Consider the following 22,845-nt stretch of genomic DNA (forward strand, 5'->3'; position numbering starts at 1 on the left):
GGCTGCCTCCCACAAATCCCGCATCATCCTGAAAACAATCAGTGCAACCCGCGCCGCCTCCCGCTATTAATACCCCTCCCCCACTCAAGGATCCGAGCCCCACCATGAAATTCGATCTCGCCTATTGCCTCAGCCTCGACGACAAGTTGTCGATCTATGACGTTCGCGATCTCAATTTCGATGAGACGGTGGCCTTCGACTCCGCGAAGGAACACTTCCAGTGCCCCAACGATGCGTGTCGTTCGGCGTTCGAGGCGTCCAACGAGTTGGGCACGTTCAACGTGAAGAATGTGAATTACGTGCGCACGCCGCACTTCAAGAATCTGCCCACGACGCAGCATGTGGCGGGTTGTCCGTATGTGAGTTTGAAGGCGTCGGCGTCTGGCGTTGAGACGGCGGATGGCGAGGTGGATGACGGGCGTGAGGAACACTTCCCATCGGAGTTGTTACTGACCCGGCGTGAGTATGTGCGCAAGCCTGTCGCGCCAGCGGGGGCGGCGGATGTGTTGCGGGATGATCCGGTTCGGGTGGCGGCGGACAGTGGTAAAGAGTCGGCGGGTCGTGAGTCGGCGCCGGATAAGACCAGTGTGTTTGCGCATCCGGTGGAGTGTTTTGTTTCGAACTTCGCCGACAAGGAGTTGCTCAAGCGCATGCCGTTGAAGATTGGTGAGCATACGGCGCCGTACAGTTCGTTCTTCAAGAAGATCGAATATCTGACGGACAACAAGGGGCTGATCTACTGGGGGCGGATCAAGAAGATCGAGGACTTCCACAGTGCCAGTTTTCGTATCGATTTCGAGGACAAGGTCTGGTTCAAGAAGCCCGAAGACAACAAGAAAAAGCCGTATCCGGTCAGCGTTTATCTGAACAAGAAGCTGATCGACAACTACCGCAAGCGCAAGGCGTTTCTGGAAGAGATCAAGCACGCGGTGGATAGCGACAAGGCGTTGTTCTGTTTCTTCTATGGCGTAACGCCGGAGTTGAAGCAGGTGCCCGGCAAGAAAAACCCCGAAAAGCCTTTCGAGGTCTTCAATGCCAATATCGAGAACTTGGATCACTTCATTATTCGTGAAGCGCCGGGGTTGGAATGAGAGTTAGCTTTCGGGAAGTTGCAGTTTCACGGCACCCGGATGCTGCTTGAGCAGACCGTAGGGTAGAACGCCCCATTCGACGTATCCGCAAACTGCCATGACATGCGGATAGGACGGAAAAAAGGTGACGCCTTTTTCTCCAAACTGCCACGTAGGAAATTGCCAGGGCTCTGGCTCGTCATAGCCGCAATCATTTTCGCCCTCAGCGACAACGGTCATTTCGGTAGGGTAACGCTTCGACAATTGTTCGACGAGCCAAGGGGCGAGTTCTTTGGCGCGGTAATTGGAGTTTTCCTCCGAAAATGCGTCAGGTAATTCTTCACGATGCAGCGGCTCGCCCTGGCCCACCCACAGCACATCTTCAAGGCTCAACAGTTGCCCAGTCCGCGTATCGAAGTTCAGCGATTCATTATTTTGATCAGGATACGCACCGCCGCAATAATACTCGGTGGAAACTCGCACGCTCATGACTGAAGACGACATCCACAGCGGCTGCGCGGATTGCCTGTAACTCCCCGAACAACCGTAATACTGCGACACTTCGCTCCATAACCGCGCCCTCAAATATTGATTGATGCGTTCCTGCGCTGCCGGGGCGTAACCCGATACCACTTCAAACAGCGAAGCCCCCGACTTCGGCTCGCTCCACCATTGCAGGGTTTAGCCCATGAAGGTTTCGGTCTTGCCTTTCTTCAACAGCAAACCCTGAAGCCGCAGGTATTCGTAGGGCTGTGTGTCATGCAGTTGCGCCAGATAAGGCGCTGCATCTGCTGGAACATCAGGAAGCCTGGCGGGTTGTAAATCCACTTTTAGCGTTTTTCCGGAAGGGGCCTTCCATTCGCCGCTCCAACCGCTGAGTGTGGGCAGCAAGCGCAAGGTCGGGCGCGAGTCACCGTCCATTGCAGCGCCTTCCAGCATCACCAACGCGTCGCCCTCTTTACTAGTTTCCAGCGCAAGGTCGGTTCGGTATTTTCGGTAAAAATAACGTCCTTCGTTGTAGCGCGCGTCGAGCTCAACAACAATTGCGGCTTTACCCAAGGTGCCGGTGAAGACTTGCCTACTGTCTTCGGCCCAGACGCGCGGTGAGAGACATAAAGCTACAAGTGCTAAAGCCAAGTTGATACGCAACAGTCCAAGATGCATCGTTTCATCCTTGATTGAGCGAGCCGTTGCTCGTAAAAAAGCGTCGCAGGTGGTGACGGGCCAGACTCAATTCCTCGAATCCTGCCTCTCATACTTTTCCATAAAAGCCTTGCGCTCCATCTCCGCTATTTCCCGCGCGACTTGATGCCGACGCTCTTTCGCAGCATGCAGCTGGACATCATCGAGAAAGCAATAATGGCGCAGCCAGTGAAGCGTCATTTCCTCGTCCGGGAAGTAGTAGGACTTGGCTCCCTTGCTGTTTCTTGGCGTGTCGTTCATTTGTTCGTCGAAAACCATCGCCGTGACTTCATTGGGTGGTAAGCAACCCGTTCCAGCGACCTTGTCTCGAAAACACCAGGCAATTTCATCAATGTGTTTTTGCGCGCTGCGATGGCCGCGCCGATAGAATCGCTGGTGCTCACAAGTCTGTTGCATCCGCGCCAACATCACCTCGGGGTCTAGCCATTGTCCGAGGCCATGGTTTTGGGCATTGATCATCAGGCCATTCACCCAACGCTCGGTGAAGCGCAGAACGAACTCGTGATCATCGGCCTTTTTGGCATCGGCCAGGATCACGCAATAGGCGGGTTTTGATGTGCAGGACCAACAACGCATGTTTGCGCTGCACAGTGATCGCATGAACCAACCACTGTTCGTCCGCGCCGTTCAGCTCATCATCCTCAATAACTGATGACGGCGGTTTGGTGTCCACCGGCGTGATCGTTTTGCCTTTATGGACACGGCTGAAAAACTTACTGGCGGCTTCGGTGCAATTGAAGATCAACATCGTGGTTCTCTGCTGAAGACTGGAGGACAACGCTCTGCCGCTGATTCTGATTTCTTTCGCCTGCGCCAATCAACGATTCATTTGAGCGAAATGCTCAGCAGCACCACGATCAGCAAACCAATATAGATCCAGGCATGCAGCCGATCCGGTATCCGCCCTATCCACCGCGCAGCCAATCTGATCCCCAGCAACGAACCAACCGTCAGCAGCGCAAACGCCAGCACATCGACATACCCGATATACCAAACTCCCAGATCAGACTCAGTGAACCCGGCCAGCGCCATGTACGTCAGTGTGCCGGCCAGCGCTACCGGCAAGCTGAGCGGGTTGGCCATGGAGGTCGCTTGCGACATGCTCAGCCCGCAACGGCGTAGCAGCGGCACGGTCATGACGCTTCCTCCTACACCGAGAAACGTCGCGATGGCGCCGATGCCTACGCCGCCGGCGGATGTTTCTGTTGAGGTCAGTCGCCGTGGGAATGTGGTTTGGGACTGGGTGAGAAATCCGCGGCGCAGCAGGCAATCGACGATGGTCACGCCCAGGTAGGCGATGAAGGCGTAGCGGATGACTTGGCCGTTGACCCACATCGCAGCGATGGCGCCGACGACCGCGCCCACGCCGATAAACCCGCCCAATGGCCAGAGGTAGTCCCGGAGCAGATTGCCCGCGCGTTGGTGTTTGCGTGTGGCGATCAGGGCGTTGACGATCATCACGCAGGTCGAGGTGGCCACGGCGATGTGCATGGCCGATTGCGCGATGGGGTCGTCGGCTGCGTGGCTGGCGGTGAGCATGCGATAGAGCAGCGGCACGATGACGAAGCCGCCGCCGAAACCGAAGAGCACGGCGCTGATGCCGGTGAGGCAACCGAACAGCGTAAGCAGGAGGTAGAACATGGTGGGCGTCCAGGATCGGGGGAGCCCAGGACATTAGAGCGTGATGCACTGGCCGGCTTCAGTAGTTGGGCCAATAATGTTCGCGTTTACGCCAATCGCTGGAACTCGCCTGATGCGCAATATTTCGATCAATCAGCTTGATGACACGCCTCGCCCGGTCGTGGCCATCGGTACCGATTATCCCCACGGCCACCTACTCCCGTTTCATACGCATCGCCGTGGGCAATTGCTCTACGGCGCCACCGGCGTGATGCAGGTCAGCACCCGGAACGGTAACTGGGTGGTGCCGCCGCAGCGCGCGGTGTGGATTCCGCCGGGCGTGGCCCATGAGGTGTTGATGCTCGGGGTGAGCACGCGCAGCCTTTACATCGAACCGGGCAACGTGGAATTGGGGCCGGACTGCCAAGTGCTCAATGTGTCGCCGCTGCTGCGGCATTTGCTGATGGAAGCGGTGGACGTGCCACCGATGTACGACCAGGCCGGACGCGACGGTGTGCTGATCAACTTGCTGTTGCATGAACTGGCACGCAGCGCGCCACTTGCCCTACACATTCCCATGCCCGCCGAAGGAAAGCTCCTCAGTCTGTGTCAGACCTTTCTGAACATGCCCAATACCCATCAATCGCCGCAGGATTGGGCCGACCAGTTACACATAAGCTTGCGTACCTTTAACAGATTGTTTCGGCAGCAGACCGGGCTCAGCTTTCGTCAGTGGCGCCAGCAGGCGTGCGTCGTGCAGGCGTTGGCACGGTTGGCGGCGGGGGAAGCGGTGACGCGGATTGCCCTGGACTTCGGCTACGAGAGCCCGGCGGCGTTTTCGACGATGTTTCGGCGAGTGCTGGGACAGGCACCGTCCGTCTGGTTGGAGCCGAAGAACTAGGCAAACTCGAAAAATGCATTTGATCCCGGCCGAAAACAACTGTACAAAAACACAGTACATTTTCAATCAGCACTTTTGAGCCCGGAGCACACCATGGCCTCTCTTGCGATGAACCACGTCCTCGAACGCATTGCCCTTTTCCAGTTCACCCCGACCCACTGCGTCCAGGCCCGCGCCATGCTGGGCTGGAGCGTTGAACAACTGTCGCGCGAGGCCGAGGTGGCGGTGGCAGATATCCAGCGGTTCGAAGCGCAGCAGGACGTGGCGGACGCCGCGAGACTGGCACTGGCTTATCGGTTTGAAGCGCAGGGGTTGGTGTTCTTTCCGGGGTTCGCACCGGGGCGCAGTGTCAGGGCGCAGGGTATGGCAGGGGAATCGGTGGGGCGTGGGGATTTTGCGATGGCTGATTAAGCTGGCGAGGGGGACGCCCCTCACCAACTGAACGGATTCATGCGTTCTGTACCACCGCATCACTCTCCTCTTCAACCGCCATCCACCACGCACTCCCCCGTTGTGGATGCGCAATGTTGAACGCCTCCCCCATTCGCGGTGTGGTAATCGCAATACTGCGTTCCCACGCGAGGGCGAGGATGCGGTCGAAGGGTTCGTGCCAGGCGTGCATGGCCAGGTCGAAGGTGCCGTTGTGGATCGGGAAGAGCCAGCGGCCCTTGAGGTCGATGTGGGCTTGCAGGGTTTCTTCCGGTTGCATGTGCACGTGGGGCCATTCGACGTTGTAGGCGCCGGTTTCCATCAGGGTCAGGTCGAACGGGCCGTATTGTTCGCCGATGCGTTTGAAGCCGTCGAAGTAACCGCTGTCGCCGCTGAAGAAGATTCGTGTGTCGGCGTCGATCATCACCCACGACGCCCACAGCGTGCTGTTACCGTCGAACAGGCCACGGCCGGAGAAGTGCTGCGATGGGGTGGCGACGAAGCGGATACCGGCGATCTCGGTGCCCTGCCACCAGTCGTACTGGCGCACCTTGCTGGCGTCGATGCCCCATTTGATCAGGGTGTCGCCCACGCCCAGCGGAGTCAGGAAGTAAGTGGTTTTGGCGGCGAGTTTGAGTACCGCTTCGTAGTCGAGATGGTCGTAATGGTTGTGCGAGAGGATCACCGCTTCGATCGGCGGCAGTTCGTCGATGCTGATCGGTGGCTGATGAAAACGTTTCGGACCCGCCCATTGCACCGGCGAGGCGCGCTCGGCGAAGACCGGGTCGGTGATCCAGAATTTGTCGCGCATCTTCAGCAACAGCGTCGAGTGCCCCAAGCGGTAAACGCTGTGATTGGGCGCTGCGAGCAGATCTTCACGGGTCAGCGGCTGCACAGGGATGGCGGCGGTCGGACGGGTGTTGCGCGGTTTGTGGAAAATCATGTTCCACATGATCCGCAGCATTTTGCGTAGCCCTTCGCGCTGCACCGGCGCATGATTGCGAAACAGCCCTTGATCCTGTCGAGAGGCTTCAGGCGTGGGAGTGTTATCCGGGAGAGAGACTGGATTGGCCATGACTGAACGACTCCGAAAAACCGTGTGCTGCACGGTATTCCACGGGAAATGAAAATGGCCAAGCTGCACGCAAAGGCCAAACGCTCTGGTTTGTAAGGTGCGAGGATTAACGCAACATTACACTGAGCGGTGTAGTTTCTAGGTTGCATCAAAGCCGGCGCCAAGTAAACTGCCGAGTGTAATTTCATTCCACTCTGCCGAAGCCCGCTCATGACCGCGCCACAACGCCTCACTGACCGCAAACGCGAAGCCATCATCCAGGCGGCGATCGCCGAATTCCGTGCCCACGGTTTCGAAATCACCAGCATGGACAAGATCGCAGCTACGGCCGGCGTGTCGAAGCGGACGGTGTACAACCACTTCCCGAGCAAGGAAGAGCTGTTCGCCGAGATCCTGAATCAGTTGTGGGCACGGATCATTGCCGAGCCATCGGTGAGCTACAACCGCGAGCAACCACTGCACGAACAACTGCGCCAGATGCTGCGAGAAAAAGTGCAGATGATGGCCGACGAGAATTTTCTCACCCTCGCCCGGGTGGCGATTGCCGCAACCATTCACTCCCCTGAACGTGCGCAGAACATGATCGAGCGCATGGGCGAGCGCGAGGAAGGACTGACTGTCTGGATACGCGCGGCGCAAGCCGACGGACGGCTCAAACCGGTCGATCCAGAATTTGCCGCGCATCAAGTACAAGGTTTGCTCAAGGCATTCGCGTTCTGGCCGCAGATCTCGCTGGGTCGCGCGGCCCTTGATCCAGACGCGCAGAATGCAGTTGCCGAGTCGGCGCTGGAGATGTTCCTGGCACTGTATCAGCGGTGAATCACCGGCTCGTCGAGCCGTGTACAACTAATTTCGTAAAAAGTTATACAAACTCGCGAAAAATTCCTTTCTTGTACAACTTTATTAAGTTTTGTATAAGTAGCCATCTGCCAGTAACGGAACGTTGGCATTGAGCAGTCACCACCGAATGCCGCCTGTGCATTTCGGTTTGCCGGCGCAGGAATAGGGACTGAATTCTTTTGATTTTCCCCACTTCCCGAGTACCGCAAGCATGTTTTTCAATCGCCAGAAAGCCGCCCTCGCTGAACTGCAACACACCGTTTTTGACCAGGCCGCGATGCTCGAAGCGATCAACCGTTCGATGGCGGTGATCGAGTTCGATCTTGATGGCGTGGTGTTGCGTGCCAATGACAATTTCCTCAAGACCATGGGTTACACGGCTGCCCAAGCGATTGGTCAGCCGCACCGGCATTTCTGCACACCTGAGTTCGGGCGCAGTGCCCAATACACCGAGTTGTGGTCGCGCCTGAAAAACGGTCAGTTCCAGTCCGGCACTTTTGAACGGGTCGACAGCAAAGGCCAGCCGATCTGGCTGGAGGCCAGTTACAACCCGATCAAGGATGCGTCGGGACGGGTGATCAAAGTGGTCAAGTACGCGATGGATGTCACCGCCAAGGTGCAGCAGGAGAACGAGGCCAACGCCAAGCTGCAGGCGATCGATCGCGCGATGGCGGTGATCGAGTTCGATCTCGACGGCAATATTCTTACCGCCAACCAGAATTTTCTCACGCGCATGGGTTACAGCCTCGCAGAGCTCAAGGGCCAGCATCACCGCCTGTTCTGCACGCCGGCGCTGGTCAACAGCGGCGCCTATCAGGATTTCTGGCGCCGCCTGAATCAGGGCGAGTTCTTCCACGGGCAGTTCGAGCGCGTGGATAAGCGCGGTCAGATCGTCTGGCTGGAGGCCAATTACAACCCGGTGTACGACGCTTCGGGGCGCTTGTACAAAGTCGTGAAGTTCGCGTCTGACGTCACCGCCCGTGTCGAGCAGCACGAGCAGGACGCGCGCAGTGCCAGCACCGCTTACCACATCTCGGTAGCAACGCGAAAAGTCGCCGAGCAAGGCACGCAAGTGATTCAGCAGGCTGCCAGCGAAATGCGCGAAATCGCCGAGGACATCAGCCAATCTTCGACGTTGATTGCACAACTGGGCGACCGCTCCGAGCAGATCACCGCCATCGTCAACACCATCCGCGCGATCGCCGATCAGACTAATCTGCTCGCCCTCAACGCGGCCATCGAGGCGGCACGCGCCGGTGAACAGGGTCGCGGCTTTGCCGTGGTCGCCGATGAAGTGCGGCAACTGGCAGCGCGCACCAGCGGCTCTACTGCCGAGATCTCGAACATGATCAGTCTGATCCAGAGTGAAACGCGGCAAGCGATCAAAAGCATGCAAGGCACCCGCGACCGCGCCGCAGAAGGCGTGGAATTGGCCAATCAGGCCGGCACGGTGATTCTGCAGATTCGCGACGGAGCCAGTGAGGCGGTGGATGCGGTGAGCATGTTTGCCAATGAGCGGGTGCCGAATTGAGGTTTGTGCAGGGTCGATAGAACGAGTCGCGACCTTCGTGGGCAGCCCGCGAAGGTCGGCAGCCACAACGCAGAGCTATAGTGACGACACGTCCCAAGCCCCGCCGAGTGCCCCATGAATAACGAAAAACCCGAAGTATCCAACGCCCCGATCGATCACCTGCGCTTTCACCGCCCCCACGCCCACCTGAATACGACCTTCGGCAACGACGCCTTCGCCCTCCGCGCCGAAGCCTTTGCGCGGTTCTTCGGCACGCCGCTGTTCCTTGGAGCGCAAACCTTGATCGTTGCGGTATGGATCGGCCTCAACGTATGGGGCGTGACTCAATTCGACGTTTACCCGTTCATCCTGCTGAACCTGGCCTTCAGCCTGCAGGCGGCCTACGCCGCGCCATTGATCCTGCTTGCACAAACCCGTCAGGCCGCGCGCGACAAAGCGCAGGCCGACGCCGATGCGCAGCACCGCGAAGCTCTGGCATTGGCCAATACCGAACGTCAGGCAGAGGCGGCGAAGAATTCCGCGCAATTGCTGGCATTGCTGGAACAAAACACCCGCCTTACCGAAATGACGAAAACCCTCACCGAGCGCATCGAAGGACTGACCAGCGAATTGCACGCTCACGTGTGCCAGAACTAAGATCGCCTTCGCGAGCAGGCTCGCTCCCACATTGGATCTGTGGCGTTCACGATATCCCTGTGGGAGCAAGCCTGCTCGCGAAGAGGCCCGCAACCACACAGCAAAACTTCAACCGCGCACCAGACTCCGCACCGCAACAATCTCCGGCACTTCAACCTTGCTCATGTAAACCCGCAACGGCTCGGTGATGTTGATGCGGTCGTCGATGTGTTGATCGAGCAGCAACTGAATCAACTCGCGCTTGAGCGTCATGGTGGTGTCCGACAGCGGTGCCCAGACGAATTCACTGGCCGGGATGATGCCGTCGTCGGCCACGTCCATGCCGAACGAATCTTCGCTGAAGCGCACGATGTATTGGCCGGTCTTGCGATTGAGGCCGACGAAGCCTTTGAGATCGTCGGCGGCCTGGCAGATGAGTTGGGAGGTGATGCGCATGGTAAACCTCACGAAAGATGATCGATGGTTTACACGCAGGGCAATGTAGCGGCGCGCCCTCTGCCGGGGCATATGCCGTGGGCAAGCGTACTGCAAACAGCGCCACAAAAGTGCAGGAAATTTCCGTTTTGCTCGCTTTATGTCGGTCTGGCGATAGCCCTGCGGCGCGTCAATTGTTAAAAGGTACGTCTCGAAAAAAACCTGCGAAAGGAACTCGACCATGCCTGCCACTTTTACCCGAAGCGCTCTGGTGCTGAGTCTGTTGTTCGGCCTCGGTCAGGCGCATGCCGCCAGCCACCCCGAGCCCAAGGCAATCGCTGCCGCCCATGGCATTCCGCATCCTGCGGTGATCGCCCACCGTGGCGCGTCGTTCGATGCCCCGGAATCCACCGCTGCGGCCTACAAACTGGCCCGTGACCTCGGCGCCGATTACCTGGAAATGGATTTGCAGCGCAGCAAGGACGGCGTGCTCTTCGCCCTGCACGACGACAACCTGCAACGCACCACCGACGTCGCCAGCAAATTCCCCGAGCGCAAGGACAGCCCGGCCACCGCGTTCACCATGGCCGAACTGAAAACCCTCGATGCCGGCAGCTGGTTCAACACTAAATACCCGGATCGCGCGCGACCTTCCTACGCCGGACTGAAAATTCTTACCCTCGATGAAATCATCGACATCGCCCGCGCCAACCCGCAGCACAAGCCGGGCCTGTACATCGAAACCAAAGAGCCGCAGCTGTTTCCCGGCATCGAACATGACCTGAAGGAAAAACTGCAGGATCGCGGCTGGCTCAGTCCTGCCGGTTCGAAACTGGCGAAAAGTGCGCTGGGCGTCGGTCAGGGCAAAGGCAAGGTGATCCTGCAGACCTTCGATAAGAACAGCCTGCAATTGCTGGAAAAGGAAATGCCGCAAGTGCCGAAGATCCTGCTGTTGTGGGTCGGCGAAGGCAGCATCGAGCCTAAATCTGCGGTGACGTTTGCCGCGTCCGGCGAGAAAGACAAAAACGTTTTCTACGGCAAGCAGGAGCCAAAATCCGAAGCGGAATTCAAGCAATGGGTCGATTACGCCAAGGCCCAGGGCGCGATCGGCACCGGCCCTTCGGCGAAGCTGACTCATGGTGGTGATCAGAGTTACTCCGACCTGGTGCAGCCATGGATGAATCAGTACACCCACGATCAGGGCATGCTGGTGCATGTTTATACGGTCGACGAGGCGTTGGACTACGAGAAAGTCATGGCGGCGGGTGTCGACGGCATCTTTACCAACCGCGCCAGTGAATTGTTGAAGTTTTATAAGCGTCCGGCGGCTGGCAGCATTGACGATGTTTTGAAGAAGAACGGTTTCTGACTTGTTATCGAGTCGCCTGCTTCACGATCAGGCTCGCTCCCGCAAAGAGCAGTTTTATCGCGGAGCAGAGATTTAAGGGTGAATTAAGTTGCGCTGGTTAATCTGAACCCACTTACACAGATCAACCACTTCAACGCACTGCCAAGGAATGAACCGATGAAAACTTTGACTGCCCTGTTTACCGCCGCTGCCCTGACCCTCACCGCTGGCCTGGCTCAGGCTGATGTTCGCATCGACCAGATCCCGCAACTGGTCAAGGACGGCAAAATCAAGTCGCTGGAATCGATGAACGCCGAAGCACTGAAACTGCACCCGGGCGCAACGATTACCGACACCGACCTGGATAACCACTTCAATGGTTATGAGTATGAAGTTGAACTTAAAACTGCTGACGGCAAAGAGTTCGACGTGGACTTTGATGCCACCACCGGTAAAGTGCTGAGCAACAAGCAAGACACTTGATAGACCACTGTTGAAGAGCCGCACGATTTAACGATCGTGCGGCTTTTTTGTGGTTGCGGATTGGGGCGCAAACTTTGTGTGGTCTGTGAACTCGATCCCCCTCACCCCAGCCCTCTCCCCCAAGGGGGCGAGGGGGAAAGGGAGCAGATCGGGGAAATTTCGGAGCCTGAGTTCGCCTCAAAATTAAAAAGCCATCACAAACGACTACCAGCCTGAGTACGCCTCGGCATTTCAGGTCGGCGAATCTCGAACAATCAACACGGTCAGTCCCCTCTCCCTCCGGGAGAGGGTTAGGGTGAGGGGCTGACAAACCACCACCCAAAATCAAGCACTGAGCCGCGCCGTCACCTCATTCAACTGCCCCGACAACCCATGCAAATTCTGACTGGCACTTTCGGTGCGCTGCACGTTGTCCAGGTTGGTGCTGGCAATCGCGGTGATTTCAGTGAGGTTGCGCGAGATATCCTCGGCCACCGACGTCTGCTCTTCTGCCGCTGTGGCGATCTGACGGTTCATGTCGCGAATCGCCTCCACCGCCAAGGTGATGCGCTCCAGCATCGCGCCGGCCTGGGTGACTTGCTCGACACTTTCATCACTGCGCGCCTGGCCGCTCTCGATAGCCTGCGCGGCATCGACAGCGCCGGTCTGCACGTTCTGAATGATCTGGTTGATCTCGATGATCGACTCCGCCGTGCGCTGAGCGAGGTTGCGCACCTCATCGGCGACGACGGCAAAACCACGCCCGGCCTCACCCGCCCGCGCCGCTTCGATGGCTGCGTTGAGCGCCAGCAGATTGGTCTGTTCGGCGATGCCACGAATCACTTCCAGCACCTTGCCGATACGACCGCTGTCGGTTTCCAGGCGACGGATCACCGTGGCGGTGTTGGCGATTTCGCCGCGCATCTGCGTGATCGAGTGAATGGTGGTTTGCATGACCTTTTCACCCTGCTGCGCCGACTGATCGGCATCGTCGGCAGCACGTGCGGCATCGGCGGCGTGACGGGCGACTTCCTGGGCCGTGGCGGACATTTCGTTCATCGCCGTGGCCACTTGATCAGTGCGGTTGAATTGCTCGCTGGTGCCGCCGGCCATGGTCGTGGCAATGGCGTTCAACTCGCCGCTGGCGCTGTCCAGATCACCGGCGCTGCGTTGCAAGCGAGTGAAGGTGTCCGCCAGAAAATCGCGCAAAGTGTTCGCTGCGGCGGCGAGGTTGCCCAGCTCATCGCGACGCTCGCTGACAACACGTTCGGCCAACTGGCCACGGCTCAAGCGGGTGACGTAATCGATGAGGTTGCGGATCGGCTCGATCAGGTTGCGGCTGACCAGCCACAGGCTCAGCAGACCGATCAGCAAGCCTGACGCGAGCATCACCAACAGCCCCAGCCACACGGTGCGCTCAACGCTGGCACTGATCAATGCCGATTGCGCGGTGCCCTGCTCGCGAAGTTCGGCAACCAATGCACTCATCTGCTCGCTGGTGGCGCGGTCGACGCCTTTGACAGCAGCGTCGCCGGCGCTCGGGTCACCACCGGCAGCCACGTAGGCATCGCGGCCCTTCTGATAGGCCGCGCCCAACTGGCGATGCTCCTCGCGCAAACGTTCGATGCGTGACTTGAGATTGGCCTCGATGCCTTTCTGGCCGGCCAGTTCGCCGAGAATGTTCTGCACGTCGCGCTGGCGCTCTTCGAACTGGCTCCAGTATTTCGCCAGATCCGCCGGTTGCTTGCCGCGCAGCAGAACGTTTTTCCATTCCTGCACCTGCACCTTGAATTGCAGGTTGGCTTCATCGATCAGTTGCGAAGTGTGCAACGGGCCGGCGATCAACTGGCTATAGCTTTGCACGCCGTTGGAGAGGAAATGAAAGCAGGCCAGCGCGATCAACAATATCGCCAGCAGACTGCCGCTCAACAGGGCGAGAATTTGCGCTCTCAGGGATTTTTGCAGCATTGCAAGGTACTCGAAGCAGGGATGAGGCACGCCCGAACGGACGTGAAAAATGGCCGGACTTCCCTGTCGACGCACCATGGCCATAGGCCAATGGCGCGCAACCTAACTCACCTGAGATCGGCATGCCAGAGCCTTCCTTGAGAAACTTCCGACAGCCGGTAACGCTTTGATTTGCAGTCACTTTGCTGTCACAAAACGGTCATGTGAGCTTGCGATGATGCCGCTCCGGTGAACCTGAAAATCCTGCCCCAGACACCTTCCTCGCAGCGAGCCGCCATGAACCACAGCCTCGATATCAGCCATCGCGACCCGGACCTGTTTGGCTTGCTCTACGGCTTTCGTTTTCTGCCCGGTGAGCGCGGGCGCGAGATCGATTCGGCGACGGCGTTGCGCTGTTTGCAGGATGACGGTGACAGCGATGAATTTCTCTGGCTGCACCTGAACCTGGCCCATGCCGCGTGCGAGCGCTGGATGAAAAGTCATCTGCAATTGCCCGAGGAATTTTTCGAGGCGTTGCACGAAGGTTCGCGTTCGACACGCATCGAGCATGTCGATTCGGCGCTGCTGGCGGTGGTCAACGATGTGGTGTTCAACCTCAGCAGCATGGTCTCCTCCGACGTGTCGACGCTGTGGGTCTGCGTGCGCAGCAAACTGATCGTCAGCGCGCGCCTGCAACCGCTGCATTCGGTAGATAAATTGCGCTCGTCGGTAAAGGCCGGCGAGTGCTTTCGCTCGCCCTCGGAATTGCTCGTGCATCTGCTGCGCGATCAAGGTGAGGTGCTGACGCAGATCGTGCGCAAGACCAGCCTGAGTGTCGATCAGGTCGAAGACGAATTGCTGTCTTCACGCCTGTCGACCAACCGCGCCGAACTTGGCGCCAACCGTCGCGTGCTGGTGCGCCTGCAACGGCTGCTGGCGTTGGAGCCGGGGTCGTTGCTGCGCTTGCTCAATCGTCCGCCGCCGTGGTTGCAGAAGGAGGACGTCAAGGAGTTGCGCAAATCCACCGAGGAGTTTGCGCTGATCATCAACGACCTCACCGCCCTCGGCGAGCGGATCAAACTGTTGCAGGAAGAGATCGCCGCCAACCTCAACGAACAGAGCAACCGCACGCTGTTCACCCTGACGGTGGTGACGGTGCTGGCCTTGCCGATCAACATCATCGCCGGTTTTTTCGGCATGAATGTCGGCGGTGTGCCGCTGTCGCAGGACCCGCACGGATTTTGGGTGCTGGTCGCGTTGGTGGCGACGTTCACGGTGATTGCCGGGCGTTGGGCGTTTCGCAAGCGCGGGGATTATTGAGCGCAAATCCCACACACAACACAGCCCTCCCTGTGGGAGCGAGCCTGCTCGCGAAGTCGGTGTGTCAGATAAATCAATGTTGAATGACATGGCGCTTTCGCGAGCAGGCTCGCTCCCACAGTTCGGGCCAAGGTGAGAAGTCAGAGCGTTGAACGAACGACATCGCCGAGCCAATCCATAAACACCCGCACCCGCAGCGGCAGATGCCTTTGCCGCGCGTACAACAACGAAATCGCCATCGGCGGTGCGGTGTGTTGCGGCAGTACGGTCACCAGTTCGCCATTTTCCAGATGCGGCTGCATGCCGGTGCGCGGGACCTGCGTCAGGCCGAAGCCGCCAAGGCACGCCGCTTCATAGGCGTCGGTGCTGTTGACCGTGACACTGCCGGCCATCGCTACGCGCCGCACTTCGCCACCCTCCTCATAGACAAACCCTTCCGAACGCGAGCCCAGTACGCCGACGTAATGCACCAGCCGATGCTGCGCCAGATCCTCGATGGTCTGCGGCACGCCGTAGCGTTGCAGATAAGCGGGACTGGCGCAGTTGACCATCGGGAAGTCGCCGAGATGCCGGGCGACCACTGACTGATCCGGCTGCGCGCCGATGCGTAACACGCAGTCAAAACCCTCGCTCAGCAGATCGACACGGCGATCGGTGCTGCTGATTTCCATCTGCAGATTCGGGTGGCGATCCATGAATTCCGGCAAGCGCGGCAGGATCAGCCTTCGCGCGAGAATGTTCGGCATGTCGACACGAATACGCCCGGTCAGCGACGCCTCGTCCTGACGAAACAGCCCCTCGATTTCATCCATGTGCGAGAGCAGATCCTTGCTGCGCTGATACAACACCATGCCGTCCTGGGTGGCCTGTACCTTGCGCGTGGTGCGCTGCAACAGCCGCGTGCCGAGCAAGGCTTCGAGCGCCTGCACCTGTTCGGAGACCGTGGAGCGCGGCAGGCCGAGGCTTTCACCGGCGAGAGTGAAACTCGACAGTTCGCTGACCCGGACGAAGGTGCGCAGCAGTTCCAGTTTGTTCATGACAAGCCCCGGTGATTGTTCGGCTGAGCCGATCAGTGATTCCGCTTCTGCCGTGTTTATCAGCTCAGGGCGGATAAATACACTTCTTCCATCCCACTCAACGCAATCGAGGAAGTCCGCATGAATCGCAAAATCGCACTGATCACTGGCGCCAGTCGTGGCCTGGGCCGCAGCGCCGCCCTGCACCTCGCCGCGCAAGGCATCGACATCATCGGCACCTACAACAGCCGCGCCGACGAGGCCCAGGCGCTGATCACTGAATTGCAGGCACTCGGCGCGAAAGCGGCGATGCTGCAACTGGACGTCGGCCACAGCGAAAACTTCGCCGCGTTTGCCGAACAGGTTGAACAAGCACTGGAACAGACTTTTCATCGCAAGCGCTTTGATTTCCTGATCAACAATGCCGGGGTCGGCGTGCATGCGCTGTTCAGCGAAACCACCCCGGAGCAGTTCGATCTGCTGATGAACGTGCAGTTGAAAGGACCGTTCTTCCTGACTCAGCAGCTGTTGCCGCTGATCAATGACGGTGGGCGCATCGTCAATATCTCCAGCGGCCTGACCCGCTTCAGCCTGCCCGGTTACGGCGCATATGCGGCAATGAAAGGTGCGATGGAAGTGCTGACGCGTTATCAGGCGAAAGAGCTTGGCGCACGGCAGATTGGCGTGAATATCCTGGCGCCGGGTGCGATTGAAACCGACTTCGGCGGTGGCACGGTGCGCGATAACAGCGCGGTCAACGCGATGGTTGCCAGCAACACTGCGCTGGGTCGTGTGGGGCTGCCGGATGATATTGGCGGTGCGCTGGCGCTGCTTCTGTCGGAGGGCGGACAGTGGATCAACGGTCAGCGGGTCGAGGCATCCGGCGGCATGTTTCTCTGACTTTGTGCACGATGACTCACCTTTGTGGTGAGGGAATTTATCCCCTCACCACAGGTTTACCTCAGCTTTCACATGTGCGGTGGGCCATGAAGCGCTCGCGCAGGACGTCATAACCCCAGTGGTAGACGTAGGTGTACGGCAGGAAGAACAGCAGCACGCCAATGTCGAGCAACAACGCCTGCCACAGGCTGACCGACAGCCACCAGGCTATCAGCGGCACGCCCATCACGATCAGTCCACCTTCGAACAGCAACGCATGCACTACACGGACCCAGGCGTTGTGCGGCAGATTCATCCGCGCCAATGCACGGTCGAAAAAACGGTTGAACACCACGTTCCACGCCAGCGCCAGCAGCGCGATCAACACGGTCACCGCGCCCATGTCGAGCAGCGGCTTTTGCATGATCCAGGCGAGCAGCGGCGTGCAAATGAGAATGGCAAGAAACTCGAAACCAACCGCCTGGAAAACACGTTCGGTGATGGACTTGTGGGCAGTCATGGCCTGACTCCTTGTTTGACGATGGTTGCCATGATCCAACTGAATGCCGATACTTCAAAACCAATAACCATCGATCAAGGCGATAGTTCATGGCTTCGCAGGAAGTGCTGTTGGCTTTTGTCCAAGCGGCGACGCAAGGCTCGTTTTCCGCAGCGGCGCGCAAATTGGGCCGCAGTCAATCGACCATCAGCGCGGCGGTCGCCAGTCTGGAGATCGATCTGGACCTGCAACTGTTCGACCGCAGCAGCCGCAAGCCCACGCTCACCCCCGCCGGCCACGTGATGCTGCAGAAAGCCGAGGCGATTCTGGCCGCCACCAGTCGCTTGGAGATGAGCGCGCGGCAATTGGCCCAAGGTGTGGAACCGAAACTGACCGTGGCGATTTCCGACACTTATCAGTCCTATCGTTTCGAGGCGGCGCTGGTGGATTTCGAGCAGCGTTATCCGGAGCTTGAGCTGGAATGCCTGATTGCCGAATGCGAAGACCTGATCGAACTGGTCCAGCGCGGCCGGGCGCATTTGGCCTTCGCGGAAATGCAAGACAACTACCCGCCGGATCTGGTCACCTCGACCGTGGCCGAGCGCACGGAGATTGCCCTGTTCGTCAGCCGTGAGCATCCATTGGCGAAACTGGAGCATGTCGATCAGCAGATCCTCGAGCAACATCGCGAGTTGCGTCTGGCGACCATCGTCAATCCGTATGACAGCCGTGGCAAAGGCCGGGTGTGGTCGGCGCCGAGTTATCTGATGCTGCTGGAAATGGCTGAAAAGGGTTTTGGCTGGGCACCGTTGCCACGGTGGCTGGTGCAGCGTTATGCCAATGATTTGCTGATAGAGCTGGACGTGCGCGGCTGGCCGAAACCGGTGTTTGTCGACGCCTTGTGGTCGCGCTTGTATCCGCCGGGGCCGGCAGGGAGCTGGTTGCTCAGCAAGATGCTCGAATAAGATCAAAAGCCCCTCACCCCAGCCCTCTCCCGGAGGGAGAGGGGGCCGACCGAAGTGTCTGGCGTTATGCATCGACCTGAAAAACCTTATCGATTATGGATTCAAGACAATTCGTTCAAGTCGGTGAATCCCTCCAATATCCCCCAATCAGTCCCCCCTCCCTTTGGGAGAGGGGGCCGACCGAAGTGTCTGGCGTTATGCATCGACCTGAAAAACCTTATCGATTATGGATTCAAGACAATTCGTTCAAGTCGGTGAATCCCTCCAATATCCCCCCAATCAGTCCCCCCTCCCTTTGGGAGAGGGGGCCGACCGAAGTGTCTGGCGTTATGCATCGACCTGAAAAACCTTATCGATTATGGATTCAAGACAATTCGTTCAAGTCGGTGAATCCCTCCAATATCCCCCCAATCAGCCCCCTCTCCCTTTGGGAGAGGGGGCCGACCGAAGTGTCTGGCGTTATGCATCGACCTGAAAAACCTTATCGATTATGGATTCAAGACAATTCGTTCAAGTCGGTGAATCCCTCCAATATCCCCCCAATCAGTCCCCTCTCCCTCTGGGAGAGGGGACCGACCGAAGTGTCTGGCGTTATGCATCGACCTGAAAAACCTTATCGATTATGGATTCAAGACAATTCGTTCAAGTCGGTGAATCCCTCCAATATCCCCCGATCAGTCCCCTCTCCCTTTGGGAGAGGGTTAGGGTGAGGGCAATCCACAGACTGCCCCCAATCGCCAGAGCGCCAAGGTCAGAGCATTTCCAGCGCCATGATCCGTCCTCGAATAAACCGCCGCTCCGGCTCCTGCCGCGTCAGCTCCAGCGCCCGCTGATACGCCGCCCGCGCCTGCTCCACTCGGCCCAATTGCCGGCAAAACTCCGCCCGAGCCGAATGCGCCAAGTGGTAATCCTGCAACTCGCCCCGCGCCAGAATCCCTTCGATCACCAACAACCCGGCCAACGCCCCATCCCGTTTGGCCACCGCCACCGCGCGGTTCAGCTCGATCACCGGCGACGGCACCGCGCGCAGCAACACGTCGTACAGACCGACAATCTGCTCCCAGTCCGTTTCCGCCGCCGACGGCGCTTCCGCATGCACCGCTGCAATCGCCGCTTGCAGGCAATATGGCCCGAAGCGTCGCGTACTCAGCGCGCGCTCGACCAGCGCGCAGCCTTCAGCCATCAACCCGGCATCCCACAACGAGCGATCCTGATCGTCGAGCAATACCAGTTCACCGCTCGGCGAAGTGCGCGCCGGTCGACGTGATTCGTGCAGCAGCATCAGCGCCAGCAGACCCATGACTTCCGGCTCAGGCAGCAACTCCATCAACAAGCGCCCCAACCGAATCGCTTCGCGCGTCAGGTCCTCGCGGGTCAGCTCGGCGCCGACCGAGGCCGAATAGCCTTCGTTGAACACCAGATAAATCACCCGCAACACGCTGTCCAGGCGCTCGGGCAATTCGTTCAGCGTGGGTACTTGATAAGGGATTTTCGCGTCGCGGATCTTGGCTTTGGCGCGCACGATGCGCTGGGCAATCGCCGCCGGCGCCGAGAGAAAAGCGCGGGCGATTTCCTCGGTGGTGAGGTCGCAGACTTCGCGCAAGGTCAGCGGCACCTGCGCATCCGCCGCCAGTGCCGGGTGGCAGCAGGTGAAGATCAGCCGCAAGCGATCGTCTTCCACGTCTTCGCCACTCCAGTCAGCCTGCTCCAGCTCATCGAGTTGCGCCAGCAGCAACGGTTGCGACGCCTTGAACCGCGCGCGCCGGCGCAGCACATCGATGGCTTTGAAACGTCCGGTCGAGACCAGCCAGGTGCGCGGGTTGTCCGGCACGCCGTCGCGCTGCCAGCGCTCGACCGCGACGAAGAACGCCTCGTGTAAGGCTTCTTCGGCGAGGTCGAAATCACCGAGCAGGCGGATCAGCGTCGCCAGAATCCGCCGCGAATCCTCACGGTAGACCTGCTCGACCCGCGCCCTGACGTCAGACATTCAACTGCCGCACCGGGCGCACTTCAACGCTGCCGACCCGCGCTGCCGGAATATTGCCGGCGACCTGAATCGCTTCGTTGAGATCCTTGGCATCGATCAGGTAGAAACCGGCCAGTTGCTCCTTGGTTTCAGCGAAAGGCCCGTCGGTGATCGACACCTTGCCGTTGCGCATGCGTACCGTGGTGGCGGTCTCCACCGATTCCAGCGCTTCGGCGGCGATCATCCGCCCGCTGCCCTGAATCGACTCGGCGTAGGCCCAGCATTCGGCGTCCTCCGGGCTGTCGGGCGAGGTGTGCAGCAGGCGTTCATCGCTGTAGACCAGGCATAGGTATTTCATGGCGATCTCCTGATTCGAACGGATCAACTATGGCTGAAGATCAGGGGGTTACATCGAACAGCGTCGCGCCGCTCATCGGATCGAACGGTGCCGACCAGTGTTCGTGGGCAATCTTCCACGCCCCGCCGATTTGCCGGTAAAAGGCGGTGACACGCATCCAGCAACTCTGGGTTTCGCCTTTGTCATTGGTGCCGCCGCAGTTGGCCACCCAATGGGCGAAAGCGATGTTGTCGGCACTTTCGATGGCGATTTCGTGGAACTCGAAGATGTGCGGGCCGGGGCACATTTCCATGCACTCGACCCAGTGCGCGCGGTACGCCGCTTTGCCTTTGAATTGCAGGGCCTTGATCGCATCGAACGAGACGATGTCGTCGGCGTACAGGGCCATGACTTTCTCGACGTCCTTGGCCATTACCGCTTCGCGATAGGTGTTGATCAGAGTCTGGATCTCGCTTTGTGCGCTCATGGTGTTCTCCGTGGTTTTTGTTGTGAAGACACCCTTAGTCGTTTGCCCAATGCGCGGATCGACAGGGCAAACAAAAAAATTTCGCCGACGACAATCTCGCTAGAATCCGAGGCTCACTCTTTGTAGGAAAAAGGAAATTCCCGTGTCAGCCCAACTCGTGCCTTACGACAGCCTCAGCCCTTTACAGCGTCAGCAAGTCGAGGCCATTGAAATCCACCCCGAGCAGATCAAATTCTCCGGCGACATCCACGGTGCCTTGCACACCCTGCTGTCGAAACCCGGCCCCGGCGTAAAGGGTTTTGCCCTGCTGGCGGACGACGTACCGGTAGCGTTTCTGCTGCTCAAGCGCCCGCCGGTGTTGCCCGACTGGGCCGACGAACACAGCGCCACGTTGCATGCCTTGCAGGTCGATCGCCGTGCACAGGGCATGGGTTATGGCAAGGCCTGCCTGCAAGCGCTGCCCGCTGTCGCCCGTGAAGCGTGGCCGGAAATCAAAGGACTGGAATTGTCGGTGGACGCCGACAATGAGGCGGCGATTGCGCTGTACGCCAAGCATGGCTATGTCGACAGCGGCGAAGCGTACAAGGGCCGGATCGGTTACGAGCGGCGGATGGGGCTGTTCTTCTGAGTATCCCCTGATCGTTCCCACGCTCCGCGTAGGAACGCCTCTTTGTGACGCTCTGCGTCACGGTTTTGGGACGCGGAGCGTCCCCGGCTGCATTACCACGCGGAGCGTGGGAACGATCAGGCAGTTTCGATAGGTGTTGGCTTCAGAGGGTCAGGATCATCTCGTGCCACGCCATGCCGCCGTGGTCGGACTCCGACGGTTTGATGTAAGCAAAGCCAAACCCGGCGTACAACGCAATGTGTTGCTCTTTGCACATCAGATGAATTGTCGCTTTGTCCATCGCACGCATGCGTTCGATGAATTTGCCGAGCAGGCGCTTGGCCAGGCCCTGCCCTTGGTAATCCGGGTGCACCACCACCGACATGATCACCACGTTCGGCCCTTTCGGGTCGTGGCCGATCAGCTCCTTGAAGGCCTCGTCGGACATCTGCACGTCGAACGCCGCGCCGGAATTGATGAAACCGGCGACCACACCGTCCACCTCGGCGACGATGAAGCCGTCCGGCCAGGTGGCGATGCGCGTGGCGATCTTTTCGCGGGTAGCAGCTTCGTCGCCTTCATAGGCGTCGGTTTCGATGGCGTAGCAGCGGTCGAGGTCGGCGGCGCTGACGTTGCGGATCACGGTGTTCATGGCAACTCGGGAATCTGTGGAAACAAGGCCCGCCAGCATAAAGCAGAACCACCGGGGCGGACATGCTCCGCCTCGATTGTTACACCGCTCAAGCCTTGATCGGCAGCCAGATTTCCAGGGTGCCGGTATTGAGCTTCGGATTGAAATCCTCGCTATAGCGCTCGAATTCCGGCGCATCCGCCGCTTCGTAAGCGGACTGCGGCAGCCAGGTGTTCCAGATGTACTGAAAGGTGTCAGGGAGTTGCGCCAGTGACCCCTTGTGCTCGAACACCGCATATTTCTGCGGTTGGATTTCAACCCAGCGATACTTTTCCGGCAGGTCGTCGAGCTTGTCGATCTGCACCCCGGCGATGTATTCGAAACCGCCCTCACCGTCCGCATTGCAGCAAACGCCGTAGGTCACTTCATTGACTTGCGCGGGGATTTTTCCCAAGTGCGGGATCAGTTTTTCCCACAACGCGGGAATGTTGTCGGTGGTCCCCTGAGTAAATCGCCCGCCGAAACCGGCAATCAGCAGAAATTGCCCGTGTTCGAAGCGCGGCCCAGCCAATTCGACGCGTGGTTGTTCATCCATGACGCAACTCCTCAGAACGCAAAAGTGGGTTCGGCTGGGAGTATAGAAAGCCCGATCCGTTTCGCAC

The 22,845-nt window shown here is 58.9% G+C and carries 25 protein-coding genes and 2 pseudogenes; 12 read left to right on the plus strand and 15 right to left on the minus strand.

Features of this window, described 5'->3' with window-relative positions:
• Positions 1–104 precede the first annotated feature (104 nt).
• Positions 105–1,091, plus strand: coding sequence for a hypothetical protein (locus ACZ9BE_RS17520; protein WP_476249740.1), 987 nt, complete (start codon positions 105–107; stop codon positions 1,089–1,091).
• 3 nt (positions 1,092–1,094) lie between these two features.
• Here ACZ9BE_RS17520 and ACZ9BE_RS17525 read toward each other — a convergent pair whose 3' ends face one another.
• From ACZ9BE_RS17525 to ACZ9BE_RS17540, 4 genes and pseudogenes are all read right to left on the minus strand, one after another.
• A complete protein-coding gene (locus ACZ9BE_RS17525; RefSeq protein WP_476249741.1) occupies positions 1,095–1,631 on the minus strand; it encodes a hypothetical protein in 537 nt (178 codons plus the stop codon).
• A 120-nt stretch (positions 1,632–1,751) separates the two neighbouring features.
• On the minus strand, positions 1,752–2,234 hold the full coding sequence (locus ACZ9BE_RS17530; RefSeq protein WP_476249742.1) for a hypothetical protein: 483 nt from the start codon (positions 2,232–2,234) through the stop codon (positions 1,752–1,754).
• A gap of 66 nt (positions 2,235–2,300) precedes the next feature.
• Positions 2,301–3,021 (minus strand): annotated as a pseudogene (locus tag ACZ9BE_RS17535) (DUF6933 domain-containing protein).
• Positions 3,022–3,098: 77 nt separating this feature from the next.
• Complete coding sequence (locus ACZ9BE_RS17540; protein WP_476249743.1) at positions 3,099–3,914, minus strand: sulfite exporter TauE/SafE family protein; 816 nt, start codon at positions 3,912–3,914, stop codon at positions 3,099–3,101.
• Positions 3,915–4,026: 112 nt separating this feature from the next.
• Here ACZ9BE_RS17540 and ACZ9BE_RS17545 point away from each other — a divergent pair, with 112 nt between their 5' ends.
• Positions 4,027–4,794 carry an AraC family transcriptional regulator gene (locus tag ACZ9BE_RS17545; RefSeq protein ID WP_476249744.1) on the plus strand — a complete coding sequence of 256 codons (768 nt, stop codon included), beginning with the start codon at positions 4,027–4,029 and terminating at the stop codon, positions 4,792–4,794.
• Between the two features lie 93 nt (positions 4,795–4,887).
• The gene (locus ACZ9BE_RS17550) at positions 4,888–5,205 is read left to right on the plus strand and encodes a helix-turn-helix domain-containing protein (protein ID WP_056788034.1); all 318 of its coding nucleotides are present in this window, start codon (positions 4,888–4,890) and stop codon (positions 5,203–5,205) included.
• Between the two features lie 37 nt (positions 5,206–5,242).
• On the opposite strand, the gene ACZ9BE_RS17555 is transcribed toward ACZ9BE_RS17550, so the two are convergent.
• Entirely contained in the window at positions 5,243–6,298 is a 1,056-nt protein-coding gene (locus tag ACZ9BE_RS17555) for an MBL fold metallo-hydrolase (RefSeq protein WP_150637533.1), read from the minus strand.
• A gap of 210 nt (positions 6,299–6,508) precedes the next feature.
• On the opposite strand from ACZ9BE_RS17555, the gene ACZ9BE_RS17560 reads away from it, so the two are divergent.
• The 3 genes from ACZ9BE_RS17560 (at position 6,509) to ACZ9BE_RS17570 (ending at position 9,305) form a co-directional block, all read left to right on the plus strand.
• The gene (locus tag ACZ9BE_RS17560) at positions 6,509–7,117 is read left to right on the plus strand and encodes a TetR/AcrR family transcriptional regulator (protein WP_122602118.1); all 609 of its coding nucleotides are present in this window, start codon (positions 6,509–6,511) and stop codon (positions 7,115–7,117) included.
• A 232-nt stretch (positions 7,118–7,349) separates the two neighbouring features.
• Positions 7,350–8,669, plus strand: a complete 1,320-nt coding sequence (locus ACZ9BE_RS17565) for a methyl-accepting chemotaxis protein (RefSeq protein WP_056788027.1) — start codon at positions 7,350–7,352, stop codon at positions 8,667–8,669.
• Positions 8,670–8,783: 114 nt separating this feature from the next.
• The gene (locus ACZ9BE_RS17570) at positions 8,784–9,305 is read left to right on the plus strand and encodes a DUF1003 domain-containing protein (RefSeq protein WP_041479221.1); all 522 of its coding nucleotides are present in this window, start codon (positions 8,784–8,786) and stop codon (positions 9,303–9,305) included.
• 108 nt (positions 9,306–9,413) lie between these two features.
• On the opposite strand, the gene ACZ9BE_RS17575 is transcribed toward ACZ9BE_RS17570, so the two are convergent.
• Positions 9,414–9,740, minus strand: coding sequence for a DUF2025 family protein (locus tag ACZ9BE_RS17575; protein ID WP_095181510.1), 327 nt, complete (start codon positions 9,738–9,740; stop codon positions 9,414–9,416).
• A 220-nt stretch (positions 9,741–9,960) separates the two neighbouring features.
• Here ACZ9BE_RS17575 and ACZ9BE_RS17580 point away from each other — a divergent pair, with 220 nt between their 5' ends.
• Together ACZ9BE_RS17580 and ACZ9BE_RS17585 are read left to right on the plus strand one after the other, a co-directional pair.
• Positions 9,961–11,088 carry a glycerophosphodiester phosphodiesterase gene (locus ACZ9BE_RS17580; protein ID WP_315435888.1) on the plus strand — a complete coding sequence of 376 codons (1,128 nt, stop codon included), beginning with the start codon at positions 9,961–9,963 and terminating at the stop codon, positions 11,086–11,088.
• 156 nt (positions 11,089–11,244) lie between these two features.
• Complete coding sequence (locus tag ACZ9BE_RS17585) at positions 11,245–11,550, plus strand: PepSY domain-containing protein (protein ID WP_030142484.1); 306 nt, start codon at positions 11,245–11,247, stop codon at positions 11,548–11,550.
• A gap of 324 nt (positions 11,551–11,874) precedes the next feature.
• Here ACZ9BE_RS17585 and ACZ9BE_RS17590 read toward each other — a convergent pair whose 3' ends face one another.
• On the minus strand, positions 11,875–12,642 hold the full coding sequence (locus ACZ9BE_RS17590) for a methyl-accepting chemotaxis protein (RefSeq protein WP_408005036.1): 768 nt from the start codon (positions 12,640–12,642) through the stop codon (positions 11,875–11,877).
• 117 nt (positions 12,643–12,759) lie between these two features.
• Positions 12,760–13,581 (minus strand): annotated as a pseudogene (locus ACZ9BE_RS17595) (methyl-accepting chemotaxis protein); the annotation flags it as partial.
• A gap of 192 nt (positions 13,582–13,773) precedes the next feature.
• On the opposite strand from ACZ9BE_RS17595, the gene ACZ9BE_RS17600 reads away from it, so the two are divergent.
• On the plus strand, positions 13,774–14,796 hold the full coding sequence (locus tag ACZ9BE_RS17600; protein WP_476249745.1) for a transporter: 1,023 nt from the start codon (positions 13,774–13,776) through the stop codon (positions 14,794–14,796).
• 140 nt (positions 14,797–14,936) lie between these two features.
• Here ACZ9BE_RS17600 and ACZ9BE_RS17605 read toward each other — a convergent pair whose 3' ends face one another.
• Positions 14,937–15,833, minus strand: coding sequence for a LysR family transcriptional regulator (locus ACZ9BE_RS17605; protein WP_476249746.1), 897 nt, complete (start codon positions 15,831–15,833; stop codon positions 14,937–14,939).
• 120 nt (positions 15,834–15,953) lie between these two features.
• Here ACZ9BE_RS17605 and ACZ9BE_RS17610 point away from each other — a divergent pair, with 120 nt between their 5' ends.
• Complete coding sequence (locus ACZ9BE_RS17610; RefSeq protein ID WP_476249747.1) at positions 15,954–16,712, plus strand: SDR family NAD(P)-dependent oxidoreductase; 759 nt, start codon at positions 15,954–15,956, stop codon at positions 16,710–16,712.
• A 61-nt stretch (positions 16,713–16,773) separates the two neighbouring features.
• On the opposite strand, the gene ACZ9BE_RS17615 is transcribed toward ACZ9BE_RS17610, so the two are convergent.
• Complete coding sequence (locus ACZ9BE_RS17615) at positions 16,774–17,211, minus strand: multidrug/biocide efflux PACE transporter (protein WP_476249748.1); 438 nt, start codon at positions 17,209–17,211, stop codon at positions 16,774–16,776.
• Positions 17,212–17,300: 89 nt separating this feature from the next.
• Here ACZ9BE_RS17615 and ACZ9BE_RS17620 point away from each other — a divergent pair, with 89 nt between their 5' ends.
• Positions 17,301–18,155, plus strand: coding sequence for a LysR family transcriptional regulator (locus ACZ9BE_RS17620; RefSeq protein ID WP_076563901.1), 855 nt, complete (start codon positions 17,301–17,303; stop codon positions 18,153–18,155).
• A gap of 751 nt (positions 18,156–18,906) precedes the next feature.
• Here ACZ9BE_RS17620 and ACZ9BE_RS17625 read toward each other — a convergent pair.
• From ACZ9BE_RS17625 to ACZ9BE_RS17635, 3 genes are read right to left on the minus strand one after another with little or no spacing between them, the layout of a single operon-like run.
• A complete protein-coding gene (locus ACZ9BE_RS17625; RefSeq protein WP_476249749.1) occupies positions 18,907–20,142 on the minus strand; it encodes an RNA polymerase sigma factor in 1,236 nt (411 codons plus the stop codon).
• Positions 20,135–20,479 (minus strand): YciI family protein, encoded by a 345-nt coding sequence (locus ACZ9BE_RS17630; protein ID WP_039758054.1) that lies wholly within the window; start codon positions 20,477–20,479, stop codon positions 20,135–20,137. Before ACZ9BE_RS17630 ends, ACZ9BE_RS17625 begins: the two co-directional genes overlap by 8 nt.
• 40 nt (positions 20,480–20,519) lie before the next feature.
• Positions 20,520–20,945, minus strand: a complete 426-nt coding sequence (locus ACZ9BE_RS17635) for a YybH family protein (RefSeq protein ID WP_476249750.1) — start codon at positions 20,943–20,945, stop codon at positions 20,520–20,522.
• A gap of 142 nt (positions 20,946–21,087) precedes the next feature.
• Between ACZ9BE_RS17635 and ACZ9BE_RS17640 the strand changes: the two genes are divergently transcribed.
• Positions 21,088–21,573, plus strand: a complete 486-nt coding sequence (locus ACZ9BE_RS17640; protein WP_056788001.1) for a GNAT family N-acetyltransferase — start codon at positions 21,088–21,090, stop codon at positions 21,571–21,573.
• A gap of 142 nt (positions 21,574–21,715) precedes the next feature.
• Here ACZ9BE_RS17640 and ACZ9BE_RS17645 read toward each other — a convergent pair whose 3' ends face one another.
• Positions 21,716–22,204: a GNAT family N-acetyltransferase gene (locus ACZ9BE_RS17645; RefSeq protein ID WP_236168342.1), complete on the minus strand. Its 489-nt coding sequence runs from the start codon at positions 22,202–22,204 to the stop codon at positions 21,716–21,718.
• Between the two features lie 88 nt (positions 22,205–22,292).
• Positions 22,293–22,778, minus strand: a complete 486-nt coding sequence (locus ACZ9BE_RS17650) for a GyrI-like domain-containing protein (protein ID WP_476249751.1) — start codon at positions 22,776–22,778, stop codon at positions 22,293–22,295.
• Between the last annotated feature and the right edge of the window lie 67 nt (positions 22,779–22,845).

Source organism: Pseudomonas sp. TE9122 (assembly GCF_056278925.1).

Bases quoted from the DNA above. Each gene is read 5' to 3' on its own strand.
- ACZ9BE_RS17580 (WP_315435888.1), top strand. From the start codon at position 9,961: ATGCCTGCCACTTTTACCCGAAGCGCTCTGGTGCTGAGTCTGTTGTTC.
- ACZ9BE_RS17530 (WP_476249742.1), bottom strand. From the start codon at position 2,234: ATGCATCTTGGACTGTTGCGTATCAACTTGGCTTTAGCACTTGTAGCT.
- ACZ9BE_RS17570 (WP_041479221.1), top strand. From the start codon at position 8,784: ATGAATAACGAAAAACCCGAAGTATCCAACGCCCCGATCGATCACCTG.
- ACZ9BE_RS17625 (WP_476249749.1), bottom strand. From the start codon at position 20,142: ATGTCTGACGTCAGGGCGCGGGTCGAGCAGGTCTACCGTGAGGATTCG.
- ACZ9BE_RS17575 (WP_095181510.1), bottom strand. From the start codon at position 9,740: ATGCGCATCACCTCCCAACTCATCTGCCAGGCCGCCGACGATCTCAAA.
- ACZ9BE_RS17610 (WP_476249747.1), top strand. From the start codon at position 15,954: ATGAATCGCAAAATCGCACTGATCACTGGCGCCAGTCGTGGCCTGGGC.
- ACZ9BE_RS17600 (WP_476249745.1), top strand. From the start codon at position 13,774: ATGAACCACAGCCTCGATATCAGCCATCGCGACCCGGACCTGTTTGGC.
- ACZ9BE_RS17585 (WP_030142484.1), top strand. From the start codon at position 11,245: ATGAAAACTTTGACTGCCCTGTTTACCGCCGCTGCCCTGACCCTCACC.
- ACZ9BE_RS17645 (WP_236168342.1), bottom strand. From the start codon at position 22,204: ATGAACACCGTGATCCGCAACGTCAGCGCCGCCGACCTCGACCGCTGC.
- ACZ9BE_RS17560 (WP_122602118.1), top strand. From the start codon at position 6,509: ATGACCGCGCCACAACGCCTCACTGACCGCAAACGCGAAGCCATCATC.
- ACZ9BE_RS17590 (WP_408005036.1), bottom strand. From the start codon at position 12,642: ATGGCCGGCGGCACCAGCGAGCAATTCAACCGCACTGATCAAGTGGCC.
- ACZ9BE_RS17630 (WP_039758054.1), bottom strand. From the start codon at position 20,479: ATGAAATACCTATGCCTGGTCTACAGCGATGAACGCCTGCTGCACACC.
- ACZ9BE_RS17565 (WP_056788027.1), top strand. From the start codon at position 7,350: ATGTTTTTCAATCGCCAGAAAGCCGCCCTCGCTGAACTGCAACACACC.
- ACZ9BE_RS17555 (WP_150637533.1), bottom strand. From the start codon at position 6,298: ATGGCCAATCCAGTCTCTCTCCCGGATAACACTCCCACGCCTGAAGCC.
- ACZ9BE_RS17650 (WP_476249751.1), bottom strand. From the start codon at position 22,778: ATGGATGAACAACCACGCGTCGAATTGGCTGGGCCGCGCTTCGAACAC.
- ACZ9BE_RS17540 (WP_476249743.1), bottom strand. From the start codon at position 3,914: ATGTTCTACCTCCTGCTTACGCTGTTCGGTTGCCTCACCGGCATCAGC.
- ACZ9BE_RS17620 (WP_076563901.1), top strand. From the start codon at position 17,301: ATGGCTTCGCAGGAAGTGCTGTTGGCTTTTGTCCAAGCGGCGACGCAA.
- ACZ9BE_RS17635 (WP_476249750.1), bottom strand. From the start codon at position 20,945: ATGAGCGCACAAAGCGAGATCCAGACTCTGATCAACACCTATCGCGAA.
- ACZ9BE_RS17550 (WP_056788034.1), top strand. From the start codon at position 4,888: ATGGCCTCTCTTGCGATGAACCACGTCCTCGAACGCATTGCCCTTTTC.
- ACZ9BE_RS17605 (WP_476249746.1), bottom strand. From the start codon at position 15,833: ATGAACAAACTGGAACTGCTGCGCACCTTCGTCCGGGTCAGCGAACTG.
- ACZ9BE_RS17615 (WP_476249748.1), bottom strand. From the start codon at position 17,211: ATGACTGCCCACAAGTCCATCACCGAACGTGTTTTCCAGGCGGTTGGT.
- ACZ9BE_RS17545 (WP_476249744.1), top strand. From the start codon at position 4,027: ATGCGCAATATTTCGATCAATCAGCTTGATGACACGCCTCGCCCGGTC.
- ACZ9BE_RS17520 (WP_476249740.1), top strand. From the start codon at position 105: ATGAAATTCGATCTCGCCTATTGCCTCAGCCTCGACGACAAGTTGTCG.